This is a genomic window from Dinghuibacter silviterrae, from assembly GCF_004366355.1.
Lineage (GTDB): Bacteria > Bacteroidota > Bacteroidia > Chitinophagales > Chitinophagaceae > Dinghuibacter > Dinghuibacter silviterrae.
The window spans coordinates 663773-679205 of the sequence record NZ_SODV01000002.1; the positions used below are offsets into that span (position 1 = coordinate 663773).

The 15433-nt window shown below is 57.3% G+C and carries 14 protein-coding genes; 6 read left to right on the forward strand and 8 right to left on the reverse strand.

Going from position 1 to position 15433, the window contains the following annotated elements:
• Positions 1–86: 86 nt before the first annotated feature.
• The gene (locus EDB95_RS20040; RefSeq protein ID WP_133996307.1) at positions 87–1085 is read left to right on the forward strand and encodes a YncE family protein; all 999 of its coding nucleotides are present in this window, start codon (positions 87–89) and stop codon (positions 1083–1085) included.
• Here EDB95_RS20040 and EDB95_RS20045 read toward each other — a convergent pair.
• Together EDB95_RS20045 and EDB95_RS20050 are read right to left on the reverse strand one after the other, a co-directional pair.
• Complete coding sequence (locus EDB95_RS20045; protein WP_133996308.1) at positions 1069–2334, reverse strand: sensor histidine kinase; 1266 nt, start codon at positions 2332–2334, stop codon at positions 1069–1071. The two genes, EDB95_RS20040 and EDB95_RS20045, sit on opposite strands and share 17 nt — an antisense overlap.
• The gene (locus EDB95_RS20050; protein WP_133996310.1) at positions 2335–3009 is read right to left on the reverse strand and encodes a response regulator transcription factor; all 675 of its coding nucleotides are present in this window, start codon (positions 3007–3009) and stop codon (positions 2335–2337) included.
• Between the two features lie 70 nt (positions 3010–3079).
• Here EDB95_RS20050 and EDB95_RS20055 point away from each other — a divergent pair, with 70 nt between their 5' ends.
• Both EDB95_RS20055 and EDB95_RS20060 read left to right on the forward strand, forming a co-directional pair.
• Entirely contained in the window at positions 3080–3526 is a 447-nt protein-coding gene (locus EDB95_RS20055) for a response regulator transcription factor (RefSeq protein WP_133996312.1), read from the forward strand.
• 48 nt (positions 3527–3574) lie between these two features.
• On the forward strand, positions 3575–4105 hold the full coding sequence (locus EDB95_RS20060) for a DUF4199 domain-containing protein (protein ID WP_133996314.1): 531 nt from the start codon (positions 3575–3577) through the stop codon (positions 4103–4105).
• Here the strand turns inward: EDB95_RS20060 and EDB95_RS20065 are convergent.
• From EDB95_RS20065 to EDB95_RS20085, 5 genes are read right to left on the reverse strand one after another with little or no spacing between them, the layout of a single operon-like run.
• Positions 4029–4877 carry an SDR family NAD(P)-dependent oxidoreductase gene (locus tag EDB95_RS20065; RefSeq protein WP_133996316.1) on the reverse strand — a complete coding sequence of 283 codons (849 nt, stop codon included), beginning with the start codon at positions 4875–4877 and terminating at the stop codon, positions 4029–4031. The genes EDB95_RS20060 and EDB95_RS20065 overlap by 77 nt on opposite strands.
• A complete protein-coding gene (locus tag EDB95_RS20070; protein WP_133996318.1) occupies positions 4870–5946 on the reverse strand; it encodes an NAD(P)H-dependent flavin oxidoreductase in 1077 nt (358 codons plus the stop codon). Before EDB95_RS20070 ends, EDB95_RS20065 begins: the two co-directional genes overlap by 8 nt.
• A gap of 5 nt (positions 5947–5951) precedes the next feature.
• On the reverse strand, positions 5952–6362 hold the full coding sequence (locus EDB95_RS20075) for a nuclear transport factor 2 family protein (RefSeq protein ID WP_133996320.1): 411 nt from the start codon (positions 6360–6362) through the stop codon (positions 5952–5954).
• A gap of 39 nt (positions 6363–6401) precedes the next feature.
• Positions 6402–6980, reverse strand: a complete 579-nt coding sequence (locus EDB95_RS20080) for a Crp/Fnr family transcriptional regulator (RefSeq protein ID WP_133996322.1) — start codon at positions 6978–6980, stop codon at positions 6402–6404.
• The gene (locus EDB95_RS20085; RefSeq protein WP_133996324.1) at positions 6973–8409 is read right to left on the reverse strand and encodes a lipase maturation factor family protein; all 1437 of its coding nucleotides are present in this window, start codon (positions 8407–8409) and stop codon (positions 6973–6975) included. Before EDB95_RS20085 ends, EDB95_RS20080 begins: the two co-directional genes overlap by 8 nt.
• 94 nt (positions 8410–8503) lie before the next feature.
• Here EDB95_RS20085 and EDB95_RS20090 point away from each other — a divergent pair, with 94 nt between their 5' ends.
• From EDB95_RS20090 to EDB95_RS20100, 3 genes are all read left to right on the forward strand, one after another.
• The gene (locus EDB95_RS20090) at positions 8504–11680 is read left to right on the forward strand and encodes a SusC/RagA family TonB-linked outer membrane protein (protein ID WP_133996326.1); all 3177 of its coding nucleotides are present in this window, start codon (positions 8504–8506) and stop codon (positions 11678–11680) included.
• 12 nt (positions 11681–11692) lie between these two features.
• A complete protein-coding gene (locus EDB95_RS20095) occupies positions 11693–13525 on the forward strand; it encodes a RagB/SusD family nutrient uptake outer membrane protein (RefSeq protein ID WP_133996328.1) in 1833 nt (610 codons plus the stop codon).
• Positions 13526–13594: 69 nt separating this feature from the next.
• Complete coding sequence (locus EDB95_RS20100; protein WP_133996330.1) at positions 13595–13885, forward strand: nucleotidyltransferase family protein; 291 nt, start codon at positions 13595–13597, stop codon at positions 13883–13885.
• A 73-nt stretch (positions 13886–13958) separates the two neighbouring features.
• Here the strand turns inward: EDB95_RS20100 and EDB95_RS20105 are convergent, their stop codons facing one another.
• Positions 13959–15380: a glycosyl hydrolase family 28 protein gene (locus EDB95_RS20105; protein WP_133996332.1), complete on the reverse strand. Its 1422-nt coding sequence runs from the start codon at positions 15378–15380 to the stop codon at positions 13959–13961.
• Between the last annotated feature and the right edge of the window lie 53 nt (positions 15381–15433).

The window sequence follows — 15433 nt, forward strand, 5'->3', positions numbered from 1 at the left end:
TCGAGCCGTCCCAATTCTTTGGGACGGCATTTTTTTTTCAGTTTTTCCCCAAAATCAGATCCTAGCTTGGCGCAAAAATTACTCGGATGAGAACCCTCCTCTTAAGTTTATGTTGTCTTGCCGGCCTGGCCGTGTCTGCACAGACCTACACCCCTTATGTCATGGACAAAACGATTCCGCTCGCCGGGAATGGTGGATATGACTATCTGTATTTTGATGCCGCCGCCGGGCGTTTGTATGTATCCCATGGCACGAAGGTGGACGTCCTGGACGCGCACACCGGGACGCTCGTTGGTTCGGTGGACGGGATGCAGGGGGTACACGGGATCGCCGTGGCCACCGCTTTGCACAAAGGGTTTATCAGCGACGGCAAGGGCAACGCCGTTGTGGTGTTCGACCTGGCTACCTTAAAGACACTAAAAACGATCGCCATCACGGGCAAGGACCCGGATTGCATCATTTATGACGACTATACCCAACGGGTTTTTGCCTTTGGCGGGGACAGTAAAGACGCTTCGGTGATCGACGCCAAAACCCTGGAACAGGTGGGCACGGTGGCGTTGGGCGGCGGACCCGAGTTTGCCGTATCCGATGGGAAAGGGCTTATCTATAATAACCTCGAAGACGAAAACCTGATGAACGTCATCGACGCGAAGGGGCTGAAGGTGTTAAAAACCTATCCCTTGTCGCCCTGCGGCGGACCCACGGGTCTTGCGCTGGACAGAACACACCAGCGGTTGTTTACGGTTTGCCGTAAAAACAAGGGCATGAGCGTGCTCGACGCGGCCACCGGGCGGGTGATCACCACCGTTCCTATCGGAGCGGGTGTGGACGCCGTGGTCTATGATCCGGCGACTGGCTTGGTGTATTGCTCCAACGGCGACGGCACGGCTACCATCATTCAACAGAAATCCGCGGATGATTACGCTGTCGTGCAGACGCTTACGACGCAATTCCGGGCCAAGACGATGGCGCTGGACCCCGCTACGAAGAATGTATATTTTAGCTGCTACGACTTCCAGCAGGATAAAAAGACCCGGGTACCCGACACCTTCAAGGTGCTGGTGTTTACGCAAAAGAAATAATAAACGTGTGCAGGCCTTCCTGGTAACCGTATTCCAGCGCCCAGCCGTAAAAAGCGGCGATCTGAAAGACGATCTGTAAACCCAGCCCGATGCTGTTGCGGTCCTGGCTTTCTTTATAGAAGCGCTGGAAGATGCGCTGGGGGTCGAGGGCGGCGGGTCTGCCCGTATTGCGGACCTTCAGTTGGTTTTTGGTCAGCGTGATGTAGATGGCCCCCTGCGCTTTATTGTGCCGGAAAGCATTGCTCAATAAATTTCCCACCAGGACTTCCAGGAGCGAACGGTTGGCTTCCACCACCGGGTCGCCCTGGATGTCCTTGGTAACATCGATCTGGTGGCCGCCCGCGGGGCCCTGGAGGTTGGCCAGGCTTTTTTCCAGGATGCCGCCCACAAGGATCAGCTCGGTATCCTTGATCTGGTGGTTTTCGATGCGGGTGAGGAGGACCAGGCTTTTGTTGAGCCTGCTGAGGCGTTGGATGGCGTTGGCCAGGTCGCCGATAAGCCCCGCCTGTTCTTCGGTCAGGGGGCGGGTTTGCATCAGGAGCTCCAGCTTGGACTGCAACACCGCCAGGGGTGTCTGGACCTCGTGCGCCGCATTCTCCGTAAATTCTTTTTGTGCCTTGTAGGCCGCGTGTGCCCGCAGGGTCAGTTCTTTCAGGGACCGGTTGAGGTCCCGGAATTCGATGACTTCGGTAGGGGCCAGCGGCAGGCTTTCGCCCTGTTCGACGGCGTATTGCCGGAGCCTTTCCAGGGTGGAATAAAAGGGCTTCCAAAGCCGTTTGGACAAGCGCCGGTTGATGAGCAATAGACCACACAACAAAATAAGCAGCAACACCACCTGGACATACACAATGTTCTCGATGAGGTCCTGGCTATCCAGCATCGAACTCCGGATCCGGAGCAGGTAAGGCGTCCCGCCCACCATAAATTGGCTGGTGAGGACGCGATAGGGAACGTGTTCGTGTACGACGGAATCATAAATGTCTTCGTCTGTCAGGGTGTCGAAAGCGAGAGACCCGTTGCCGGGGGAAAGCGTGACGTCCTGGTCGGCAAACGCCAGTTGGGTCAGCGTGCGGGTTTGCACCGCCTGCACGATCTTCTGCCGGACCGACGCCTCTATCGTCTGGAGGTGTTCGTCCGCATCTTCGGATACCAGGCTTTTGATCGAAAAATAAAAGACGGGGATGGCCACCAGCAGGACGACCACGGAATAGGCAATATAGCTGCGGATCGTTTTTTGGAGCAGACGCACTTAATCCACGAATTTATACCCGAGGCCGTAAACGGACTTTATGTAGTCCCTGCATCCGGCCTGGGCCAGTTTCTTTTTTAGGTTTTTCATGTGGGAATACAGGAAGTCAAAGTTATCAAAAAGTTCTCCCCCTTCTCCCCAAATATTCTCGGCCAGGGCATTTTTGGACACCACGCGGTTTTTGTTGGACACCAGGTACAACAGGAGGTCGAATTCCTTTCTGGTCAGTTCCACCGTTTTGTCTTCGACGATCACCATTTTGCCGATGAGGTCGATCGTGAGTTCGTTGACCGTGATGAATTTGTTCCCCTGAAACCACCGCCTGCGGATGAGCGCCGAGATACGGGCATTGAGCTCGGAAAGGTGGAAGGGCTTGGGGAGGTAGTCGTCCGCCCCCAGGTTCAGCCCGGTCACCCGGTCGTCCAGGGAATCCTTGGCGGAGATGACGATGACGCCATCCGTGCGGTGGTTGATCTTGAGTTCCTTGAGGATACGGAAGCCGGTGCCGTCGGGTAGTGAAATATCGAGGATGATACAGTCGTAGTCAAAGGCATCGATCATGTCGAGGCCGGTACTCACTTTGTCCGCGGTATCGCACACATAGTTTTCTCTTTTCAGGTAGGTGACAATGCTTCGGCAGAGCTCTACTTCGTCCTCGACAATCAGAATACGCATGGGTTGAATATTCCATGCAAAATGCGGGCTAAGTCTGGAGGAAATCTGAATTTTCGCTATATTGAAGAGGATGCAACCGCGTTATCGCGCTTTAGTCATTTACGGCCTCGCACTGGCATTGCTCATCTTCCTGCTCAAATGGCTGGAATGGAAGTTTATTGTCATGGATCACACCCTGGAACTGTACAGCGGTGCCCTGGCGGTGGTGTTTACCGGCCTGGGGATATGGCTGGCGCTCCGGCTGGCAAAGCCAAAGGTGCGAACGGTGGTGGTGGCGCCCCCGGTCGTGGATGAGACCGCCGCTGCCCGGTGGGGTCTGAGCGCCCGGGAACTGGAGGTCCTGCAACTGATGGGGGAGGGGTTGACCAACCAGGAGATCGCCGTGCGCCTTTTTGTTTCGCTGAATACCGTCAAGACGCACGCAGCCAGTATCTTTTCCAAGCTCGACGTACGCAGCCGGACGCAGGCCATTGCCAAGGCAAGACAGCTGGGTATCAAAAATCACCCGAAAGGATGACCCCAAAACCGCAGGCACTTCCCATTTTTGAGGCCTAAAAAATTGTCTATGAGAAAAAGCATTCTCGTCTTCGGGTTGATCTCCGGCCTTCTCGTCGGTGTTCTCTCCAACATTACCATCTGGATGCATACCGAAAATGTATGGCTGGGGTACGCCGTGATGGTCGTCGCCTTCGCCTTTATATATGTCGGTGTCCGCAATTACAGGGACCGGTTTAACGACGGCCGGCTCACCTTTGCCCAGGGGCTAAAGGTCGGCCTGGGTATCTCCCTGATAGGGGCGACGTTGTATGTGCTGTTCTGGCTGGTCGACTTTTATGTATTCATGCCCGACTTTATGGACAAGTATTCCGCCCATATCCTGGAAGAAGCAAAGAAGAGCGGGGTGTCGGCCGAGGCCCTGGCCCGGAAAACGGCGGAGCTTGACAATATGAAGGACATGTATAAAAGTCCGGTTTGGGTGATCCTGATGACCTATATGGAGGTGCTCCCTGTAACGATCGTCATTTCCCTGCTGTCGGCATTGCTCCTTCGGCGGAGGCGTAATCCGCCGCTACAGACAGCGTCTTCCATGTTGTAAGCTCTCTCGCCAGGGCGTCGATCTTTGCCCCGGCCCGGTCCACCGCGTTGGCACCCAACCATAAATGCAGGGGTGGCTCGGGCATTTCGCCCAGTTCGATAAAAAGATCGGCTGCCTTTTCCGGGTCGCCTTCCTGTTGGCCGTCCATGGCGGCGTATTGGGATTGTGTTTTTTTGACGGCCTGGTAATCCGCGATCTTGCTTTCAGTAGTGACAAGAGACCCCTTGGTGAGGAACCCGGTGCGGAAACCGGAGGGGCCGACGACCGTCACTTTGATCCCGAGTTCCCGGACGTCGAGGGCCAGTACCTCCGAAAACGCGATCACCGCCGATTTGGTGGCGGAGTAAACCGACCAGCCCGGCGCGCCTGCAAAACCCGCCACGGACGCCATGTTGATGATGTGCCCGGAGCGCTGCGCGCGCAAATAAGGGAGGGCGAACTGGGTGACGTGGATCGTGGCAAAGACGTTGATCTCGAAGATGGCGCGCAGCTTTTCTTCTTCGAGTTCTTCCACGGTGCCTTCCATGCCGTACCCCGCGTTGTTAACGACGACGTCGAGACCACCAAAGGTGGCGACGGTTTGTTCGATCGATTTGCGGATGGACGCGGGTTTGGTCAGGTCGACTTCCAATGCCAGTAAGCCGTCGGCCTTTGGAAGCGATGCGGCCGAGCGGCTGGTGGCGGCCACGCGGTAACCCTTCGCCAGCAGTTGTTGGACGAGGGCCAGCCCAAAACCCTGGGAGGCCCCGGTCACGTACCAGATCTTATTCATGGTTAAAAATTTTTGTTGTGTCCTTGATCAGGGCGGTCATGAGCGCTTCCGCCCGGGTGTGGGTCAGCAGGGGGGCGACCTGGCCGCCCCAAAGGGTGATCAGGTCCCATTTGCCCTGGTCGATCGCGGCCTGGCGCAGGGCGCCGACCAGGCGGCTTTGCAGGGGGAAAGGCAGCGTCGCCGCGCCGTTCGTCCACCGGGGGGCGATATGGTTCGCGAGGCCTCGCGCCAGCCGCCCGGTAAAGGATCGGGTGAGCACGGTGTATTTACCCGCTTCCGAGAATAATAGCTCCCGGTGCATGGCCGGCGCCCCCGATTCCTCGCAGGCTAAAAATGCGGTGCCCACCTGTACACCGTCCGCCCCCAGTGTTAGCGCCGCGGCGATGCCTTTTCCGGTGGCGATCCCACCCGCGGCAATGACGGGCGTGCGGACCTTTTCCCGGACCTGTTGTATCAGGACAAATGTACCGGTGAGCGATGCCTCTGAAGGGGCGAGGAAAGAGGGCCGGTGTCCACCGCCTTCAAAGCCGGAAGCCACGATCAGGTCTACCCCTGCGGCTTCCAATGAAAGTGCTTCGTCCAGGGTCGTGGCGCCACCGGCAGTGACGATCCCCTTGCGCCGGCATTGTTCCAGGATGTCTGCCGATGGGATGCCAAAGACAAAGCTGAAAACGGGGGGACAAACGTCGAGGATAACCTGTGCCTGGTCTTCGAAGCGGGGCATGAAAGCCGAAGGCGGTGCGGGAAGATCCAGGTTGAGTTCGTCAAAGAATGGCTTCAAGGCCGCCGCCGCTGTCGCATACGCTGCGGCGGTAACGCCTTGTAAAGGCATATCCGTATTCGACACCCAAAGATTGATATTATAAGGCTTATCGGTCGCGCGGCGTAGATCGGCATCGAGCCGGACGATCTCGTCCGGGGTCAGCGTGTAAGCGCCATATCCCCCGAGGCCCCCGTTGTTGGAAACGGCTGCCACCAGTTGCACCGTGGAGAGTTTCCCTCCAAAGGGGCCCTGAAGGATAGGGTAGGCAGTACCCATCACCTTCGTCGCGCTTGTGTTGTACCACATAGGATTCAGGGTTTGACGTCGGCGATCATTTTGTTGACGATGACCCACTTACCGTCCAGCTCGTGGAAGGACAGCAGCTCATAGTAATTGAAGTCGTACATCTGTACGTGTACCTTGGCCACGGCGATGGACTGAATGACGTCGATGGAGACGATCTCTCCCTTGAAGGGCTTCCCCGAATCCTTGGGGCTTTGGCGGTGCGCCACGCCGTCCAGGTATTGGGCGAGCGTTTTGAAGTAGGGTTTGCCGGCGGCGTCTCCGAAGAGGAGGGTGCCGGGATAAAATGTGCCGGAAAGAAGGGGCACGTTCCCTTCATAGATGCCGGGGAAATAGGCGTCCGTCAGGACGTGCGCGATGGCGGCGGAATCGGAGCGGTTCATGGCGAATAATATGAGGAAAAGATAGGTGTGTATCATACCTCAAAGGTCGACAGCCGCCGCCCAAAGTCATGTGACCTACCTCACATTCTGGTACAGCCGGCTGAGGGTCTCCCGGGACACCCCCAGGTAAGCCGCGATCCATTGTTTGGGGACCAGGTTGTACAACTCCGGGTATTGTTGCATCAGCTCCTCGTACCGGGCCCGGGCGTCGTTGTTCATCAGGGACAGAAGCCGCTTTTGGGCGGCGACATACCCCCGGTTGGTCCTCCAGCGGAAAAAGTGCTCGATGGCGTGGACTTCCTTACACATTTGCTCGCGGTCCGTATTGGTGAGGGACAATACGACAGCGTCCGTGATACAGTCGACGCATATCGACGCCCGAGCTTCGTTGTAGAGCGCACCATAGTCAGACGTCCACCAGGTGGGCAGGGCGAACTGCAGGATGAACATCCGCGCGTCATCGTTGATAAAAAACGCCTTCAGACACCCACTGAGCACGAAGTATTCCTTATCGACGCGCTCGCCTTCGCCAAGGACGGTTTGTCCCTTTTTAAAGGAGTGCTCCCGGAAATGAGACACGAAGTAGTCGGCTTGTTCGTCTGTGAGCGGGACAAACCGGGCAACGTGTGCGCGGAGGATGTCGTGTTTATTCATGAAGTGAGGTTGCGGGTATCCATATCCCCAGCCGGTCCCTTCTCCACCAAAGCGAGTCCCCGGGTGGGGCGAACCGGTATCGATACAAGATGGCCCGTATATACCGCGGGGGCTGGCCGGGGAAAGGGTTTCCGGCAAACAAACTTACGGCACCCGGGTCGCCCCGCAAAAGCCGGGATACCAAAGTATAGGTCCAGGGGTATTCGTCGGGTGTGGCCATGGCGGCAAACCACATCTGCCAGTCCAGGCGCAACTGGTAGGGCGCAATCTGGGGAGGCCGTTTGTCCGGGGCCACCGGCAAACCCTTGTAGGGGTAGGGTGTCCAGGTGACGGAATCCCGGCTCCCCTCGAAGACGACATTGAACCGCTCCTGACCCACCGACCCGAACGCCCCGTAGGTATTGACCAGGTCGAGGGGGTCAAAAGATGCGTTCATGACCTGCTCGTTGGACAGGAGGTTGAGGACCGGTTGTATGCTGAAAAGGGCAATGACCACCGTCAGGACCCAGGCCGTGACCTGCATGGCCCGGGAAGGCTGGGCGGCGTCCCGGGCGGCTTCGGCCTTCCGGACAAGGGCACGGGGCAGGAGCCTCGCCCAGAAGCTGTCGTCAAAACACGCCAGCGCGGGGATGATGGTCAGCCAGTTGAGAAAGGACAGGTTACCGCTAAAGATCAGGACGATTTGTAACAGGACGATGATCACCCCCGCACTGTGCCGCCAGGGACGGGGGAAAAAAACGAACCAGGGCGCGACAAGTTCTGCTAAGAAGTTGTACCAGACGCCTATCCGGAGGACCAGCCGCGGCAGAAAGTGGAACCACCGGCTGAGGGGACCGGGAATGGGTTGGGTCTCGAAGTGGTAGTAGAGCGCCGTCCAGTGGGTCCACACTTTGTCTCCCCGGAGCTTGATCAGACCGGAGCCCAGCATGATCCGCAAAATCAGCCACCGGAAAAGAACGATGACCTGGAACGGCGGTTCCCGCCGGGGAAAGGGACGCGCCTCCACCAGGGGACAAAGAAAGATCGCGAGAAAACCCGTCTCCAGCATCTGGATTTCCCAGCCATATCCATACCAGTCCTGGCCGATATTGACAATCGACATATAAAGGAACCAAAGGACCCCCAGCAGGGGGGCGTTGGCAAAACCCGCCACCACGATCATGGAGAGAAGGAAACCGGTCCAGGACACGGTGAGCAGCGCCGTGTCGCTGTGGCCCCACCAAAAAAGGGTCGGCAACTGGACAAAACCTTCGCCGGCCGATCGCACCTCCTGCAGGAACAGTCCCGCGGGCAGCAGCCCGTGCGCGCCCACCAGGGGGACGAGTTGGTTGATCGCCACCAGGAAGGCCACCGCATAGACGGCCCCGAGGAGGCGAAGGATCACAAACCGGGTGAGCCAGTAAGACGGGCGCGAAGGCTGGTTATCCATCCCTTTAATTTACGAATTTGCCCTATTCTTATGAGAATGCCCCCATCAGGGTTTGCGCCTCGAAACGGTTATTTTGTATTAAAACTTGCCGTTTATGAGAAAAATTCGAGGCTTGCTGCTATTTACCTTATTCACCCCCCTCCTTATTCACGCCCAGGTCAAAGTTTACCCCGTCACTTATATGAAGACCGTCACCGGTCGGGTCATCAACGACTCCACAGGGGAGCCGGTCATGGGCGCGAGTGTCGAGGCCAAAGGCACCGGAGCCGGGGCCACCACAGGGTCCTCCGGGACATTTTCCTTCCAGGTACCTGCCACGGTCACGACACTGGTGATTACCAGCGTCGGGTTCAAAGAGCGGGAAGTGGCCATCGGTTCTGCCCAGTTGATACGCCTGATCCCCGTCGGCGTGTCGATGAACGACGTAATCGTAGTCGGGTATGGGGTGAAGAAAAAAGAAACGCTGACAGGCGCCATCTACCAGGTGGGCCCCGAGGTGTTTAAGGACCGGCCCGTACCCAATGTAGAGCAGGCCCTCCAGGGGGAAATCCCGGGATTGTTGATCACCCGGACGTCGACCCGGCCGGGGAACGAGGGGCTGGCGATTGTGCTCAGGGGTGCTTCTTCCGTCGTGGCCACGGACCCGCTGATCATCGTCGACGGCGTCCCGACGCTGGGCACCTGGGAGATCAGCCAGCTCAACCCGAACGATATCGAAAGCGTGACCGTTCTCAAGGATGCTTCCGCCGCGATTTACGGGGCCCGCGCCCAGGGAGGCGTCATCCTGGTGACCACCAAACGCGGGAAGGGCCGGATGTCGGTCAACTTCCGGAGCAACGCGGACCTGAACACCATCGGCATACATGTTCCCTGGGCACACATGAACCAATGGGCCGCCCTTTATCTTCAGACCTCCTATAGCGACAAGCGGGACGCCAGCGGCAACCCGGTCCAGTGGCTGCCCCAATGGACAAATGCCAACCTGGAGGCCATGGCCAAAGACTCTTCCTTTGACTATACCGACCCCAACGGGCTTGTCCACCACTATGCAGACAACAACTGGCAAAGCGCGTTGTATGCTCCTTCCTGGTCCGAGCAACAGAATGTCAGTATCAGCGGCTCCTCCGGCAAGACCGCGTATATGCTGTCGGCGGGGTATTCCAACAACCAGTCGGTGCTCAAGACGGCGTATGACGGGGAAAAAAAATACAACATCCGGTTCAACTATGACTATAATATTACGGACCGCATCAAGTTCCAGACGGGTGTCTCCTATGATGATCGCGTCGTTCAAAGCCCGAGGAACGGGGTAGGGACCGGCTATTTCGACGCCCCTATTTTCCCCGTCTATAATAAACTGGGCCAATACTACGACGACTATGGCTACCGGAACCCCGTGGCCTTTACGACGTCGGGCGGCACCACGAAAAACAGCCAGGGGATCTTCCGGTTGAACGGTACGCTGTCGGCGGAAATCATCAGCGGACTCAAGTTGTCGGCCACCGCCGCGGTCACCAAAAACGACGGCTGGATGACGGCCTACAACCAGACGTTCAATTTCTACAACTGGCTCGGGACGATGATCACAAACACCCAGTACGGTCCCCCGAACAACCCGTCCATTACGGAGACGGTCAACGATGCATTGTACCAGACGTATGGCGGCCAGGTGGACTATAACAAAACGATCGCCGGTAAACACAACATCTCCCTCATGGTGGGCAATACCGCGGAACTCTATCAAACCAAAACGGTCAGCGCCACCCGCTCTCAATTACAGTTCCCCGGTCTGTACGATCTGAATACGGCGATTTCGCCCACCACGGTATCCTACAGCTCCGAAAATTCTGGCGGAGACAGCCATTGGGGGTTCATCTCCTATATCGGCCGGTTCAACTACGACTATAAAAAGAAATACCTGCTCGAAGTGCTGGGGCGCCGGGACGGGTCCTCCAAATTCGACGTGTCCAACCGCTGGTCCAACTTTTATGACGTATCGGTGGGCTGGCGGCTTTTACAGGAGCCCTTTCTCCACGCGCTCACGCCTTATGTGAACGAGCTGAAGGTTCGTGCGGACTATGGGGAAACGGGTGGCCAGGCCAACATCGGCAACTACGACTACCTGGCCGTGGTCAGCCTGGGTACGGCGCTTTTCGGATCGACCCCCGGGATGGAAACCTCCTCCAACGCCAACGCCATCGTCACCGACCAGCGCACCTGGGAGCGGATGCGCAATAAGAACCTGGGGATCGACTTCGGTGTGTTGCAAAACCGGTTGACGGGGTCGCTTGATTTTTTTGAAAAGCAAAACATCGGGATGCTGATCTCGCTGGTGTACCCTTCCATCTTAGGGGGTACCGCCCCGACCACGAACAGCGGCACCCTCCGGACCCGTGGCTGGGAGCTGGCCCTGGCGTGGAAGGACAAGGCGGGTCCTGTCACCTACAACGTCGGTTTTGTACTGAGCGATGCGCACAACGTCGTCACGTCTTATGCCGGCGCGAATACCTGGGCAGCGGGCAATTATACCACGCCCCGTGTCGGGTATCCATTGAACCAGCTTTATGTGTATAAGACCGACGGGTACTTCAAGACACAGGCGGAAGCAGACGCTTATTTTGCCAAGTACGGCGCCTCCGGGAACGCCGCGGGATATGACGGCGCGACCAACACCTTTCACCCGGGTGACCTCAAAGTGGTGGACCTCGATGGGGATGGAAAGATCACGGCCAACGGCACGGGTCAGAAGGGGAGCGGCGATGTGTACTATTATGGCGACGCCGACCCGCACTATAGCTTTGGCCTGAACCTCGGCGCTTCCTGGAAGGGCTTTGACTTTTCGACCTTTATCCAGGGTGTCGCGAAGTGGAACATCCTCCGGACGGGGAACGCGCGTGCCCCTTTTTTCCGGAATTATCTCAACGTCAATACGACCTATATCGGCAAGACCTATACCGCCCAGAATCCCAATGCCCCTTATCCGAGGTTGTCGTTTGACAACAGCATCAATAACTGGAACTGGCAATACAATGACGTCAACATCCAACACCTCCGTTACGCGCGATTGAAGACGCTGGTGCTCGGGTACACCCTCCCGGTCTCGTGGGCGGCGCGGATAAAGGCCACCCGTATCCGGTTCTATTTTTCCGCCAATGACCTCTGGGAAATCACGTCCGTCAAGGACGGTTTCGACCCCGAGCGCGGCAACAGCTCGGACAGCAGTTATCCTTTTATGCGGACAAAATCCTTTGGCCTGGACCTCGGCTTCTAAACTTACATCGTTATGAAAAAATCTTTTTTAATCATATTGTTCTTTTGCGCAGCTTGTCAAAAGACCTTTCTGGACCTCAACCCGCTCGACCAGGCCACGGTGGCCGTGTATTTCAAAACACCCGACCAGTTCAAAGCGGCGGCCAACGACTTTTACAACAAGATGATCGGTTTTAAACCCATCAACGGCAGCAGCATTTACAACTGGGAAGACTGGGGCAGCGACATCCTCAACGGCGGGTATGGCTGGCCCGTCACCAACAACCCCTCCGACATTTACTGGAACAACCCCTATTCTTATATCCGCGCCAACAATGTGCTTTTGATGCACGCGCGCAGCTATCCCGGTGCCTACAGCGACATCCGTCAGTACTGCGCCGCGGCGTATTTCTTCAGGGCCTGGCAGCACTTCTTCCTCCTGAAGCGCTTTGGAGGCGTGCCCCTCGACACCATCGTGGCGGACGTCAGCAGCCCGATGCTCTATGCTCCCCGCAACAGCCGCTACGAAGTAACCCAACAGATCCTCGCCGACCTCGACAGCGCCATTGCCGGTCTCCCCCTGGAAGCCAATATTGCCGCCGCGGATAAGGGACAGGTCAGCCAGCAGGCGGCCATGGCCTTCAAGGCCCGCGTATGTCTCTACGAAGGCACATACGAGAAATACGTCGGCAACGCCACGGACGGAGACGGGGCCAGCGCCGGCGCCGGGAGCAAGGGCGCCAATGCCGCCAACATCACCACCTACCTGACCATGGCCAAAACCCTGTCGGCCCAGGTGATGACCTACCCGGACTACCAGCTCTTTACGTTTGGCGGGGTGGATTCGCTCAGCTATTATTACGAGTTCGTCCTTGAAGACGCCTCCTCCAACCCGCTGGGCCTGACCAAAACGGCCAACAAGGAATTCATCCTTGCCAGCAAGTACGACTATACCCTCCTCCAGGGAGATGCCAACCTGACCCATACCGGCGCGGGCGGGCCCACGCGGAAGCTGATGGATATGTACGATTGCCGCGATGGGTTGCCGCCTTCCGTCTCGCCCACCTTCAAGGGCTACGCCCACATGATGGACGAGTTCACCAACCGCGACTGGCGGATGCGCAGCAATATGAGGATCCCCGGCCAGCGCTACTGGGGCTATGGCGGCAACGGCATGGGGTCCAACTATACCCTCGCTAATTACATCAACCTCTTCAACTGGCCCTCCTACATCAAGCCGTTCTACCCCGACCTCACGGTCAGCGCCTCCAATTCAGGCTATGCCAACCGGAAGTGGGCCTGCGAAAACCCCAACCGGAACGACTACCAGGAATCCTACGACTACCCGCAGATCCGCCTCGCCGAAGTCTACCTCACTTACGCCGAGGCCACCTGCGAACTCAACGGCGGAACGATTTCGGACAACGACCTGAACATCTCCGTCAACCTGCTCCGGTCTCGTGCCGGCGTCGCCCCCCTCACCAACGCACTCATCGCCCCCTATCCCAGCCTGACCATGCTCGGAGAAATCCGCCGCGAGCGCACCATCGAACTATTGGATGAGAACACCCGCTTCACCGACCTCTACCGCTGGGGCACCGCCGAACAGGAGCTGAACACCCCCGCGGAAGGCGTCGTGATCCAATACGAGGGCCAGCCCACAGAATACGCCACCGCCATCAACCCCAATTCCGGTAAAGCGATCTACAGCCAGGCGACCTACAGCTACGGGGTGGACCCCGCGAACGGGGCGCTTATCCTTTACCTTCCACCGAAGGTCCCCATGACCAAAAAGAATTACCTGACGTCGATTCCGCAGGATCAGATCAACCTGAATCCAAAGCTTTTGCAGAATCCCGGGTACTAAATAAGGCGGGGCGTCTCTAGGAGACGCCCCGCCTTCCTGCTTTAGAAAAATTTCTGTAAATTGCAGGAAATGTATACGTTAGAAACCATCGTGGAAAAGCTTCGTGCATACAAGCCGGAACTTCAACGGAAATACCCAATAAGCCGATTGGGTATATTTGGTTCTTACGCACGTGGCGAAGCTACAGAGAACAGTGACATTGATGTAGCTGTTGAGCTCAATGGACCAATGGGACTCGATTTCGTGGCTATGGCCGACGAGATAGAGAACCTATTTGGCGTAAAGGTTGATGTTGTACCCAAACGCTCCATTAAATCTGCGTATCTCCCCTTTGTAGAAAAAGACATCTTGTATGTCTAAATTGAAAAGTATTTTGGATAAGCTGAAAAGAGGCAATAGTTAATAAAAAGGCCGGCAATTTTGCCGGCCTTTTTTATTGGGCTTCGAATTTGAGCCCGTCCACGTGTTCACCAACAAAGAAGCCGGCAAAATCAGAGGTCTTGTACCAGGCGGGTTTACCCGGCATATTGTCTGAAATAACCTTTCCGTTGATGCGGAGGTTCTGAAAGGTGACGTTTCGGATGAGGTGGTTATCGTCATAGCCTGCGATGATCGACAGGTTGGCATGGCTGCCCGTATAGCTGACGTTTTTGAACAGCACATCGGAGATGCCCCTGCCGGGGGCGGTATTGTATTTGTGGTTGAACATGATGCGCAGGTTGACCAATTGGCCCTTGCGGAAATCGGAGACGCGGATGTCCTCAAAACGGACATGGCGGATGAGGTTGCTGTCTCCGGCATTCAGGCTCATACAACCCTGGTAGTCGATTTGATTTTCGTGGTGGTCGAGGATGTCGAGGTCGAGGAAGTGCAGCCCCTCCAGGGTGTCGGGGTGGGCGGGGTCGCCGTGGGTGCCGACTAAGATAGGGTGGGCGACGTCCGCCCACAGACAGGAATGGCTGACGGTGATGTCCCGTACATTGCCATAAAAATCCCAGCGGTGGCCGTAAATCGCGATACAGTCGTCGGAGTTTCGCATAAAGACGCTGTCGACGAGAACGTCCTCGCTGCAAAAGATGTCGATGCCGTCGTTGTTCCCCCCGGCGCTAAAGGATTTGATGCCGCGGATCGTGACGTGCCGGCTGTTGCCCATAAGTACGGTATAGGTGGCAGGGAGCACGATGATCCCGCTGATGTCCACGTTTTGGGAATATTGAACGAGAAGGGCGTCGTGCCGGCCGTCACGCCCGCCCGGGGTACCTGGTTGAAAAAGGATCCCGCGGCCCGAGATGCGGACGTCGTGTTGGTGGTCGATGAGGAACTGGCCTTCCACTACGGCGCCACCGGCCAGGTAGACGTGTTGACCGCTGGTCAGGTGGACGGTGCCCGCGATGTGGACGCCGGGGGCGTAGTAGAGCGTGTTCGAGTCCGGCGCGGCGGTTTCAGGCGCACCCGCAAAAAGCTGAAGGTTGTGAAAAATGTCCCCGTCCAACTCGATGGAAAGGTTCCGGGGGCCCGAAAGGGTAAAACGGATCGTCCGACCCTCGAAGCGAGGCGCCAGTGCAGGCCGGATGCGGACGTTAGAAAAGGCACGACGTGGGGTAACCGCCACCTCGACGCTGTCCGTAAAGTCAAAGTACGCCATGTTCGTCACCTCGGGGTGAAACAACCCGGTATTGCCGTCGGCGACCTTTACCCCGTACACGGGCAGGTCTTTCCAGGGGCCGCCGGAGGTGCGGACCCGGACTGAAAAATCGGTGCTGCGCGGAAGCGCGTCGGTGGCGGGGTAAATCTGTTGCGCCCGACCGTGCGTCAGGGCGCACAACAGGAGGGCGAAAAGTCTGTATCTCTGCATGATACAAAACTAGCCGCGCTCCTACCGGGCGTCAGGGGGGCATTCTCATAAAA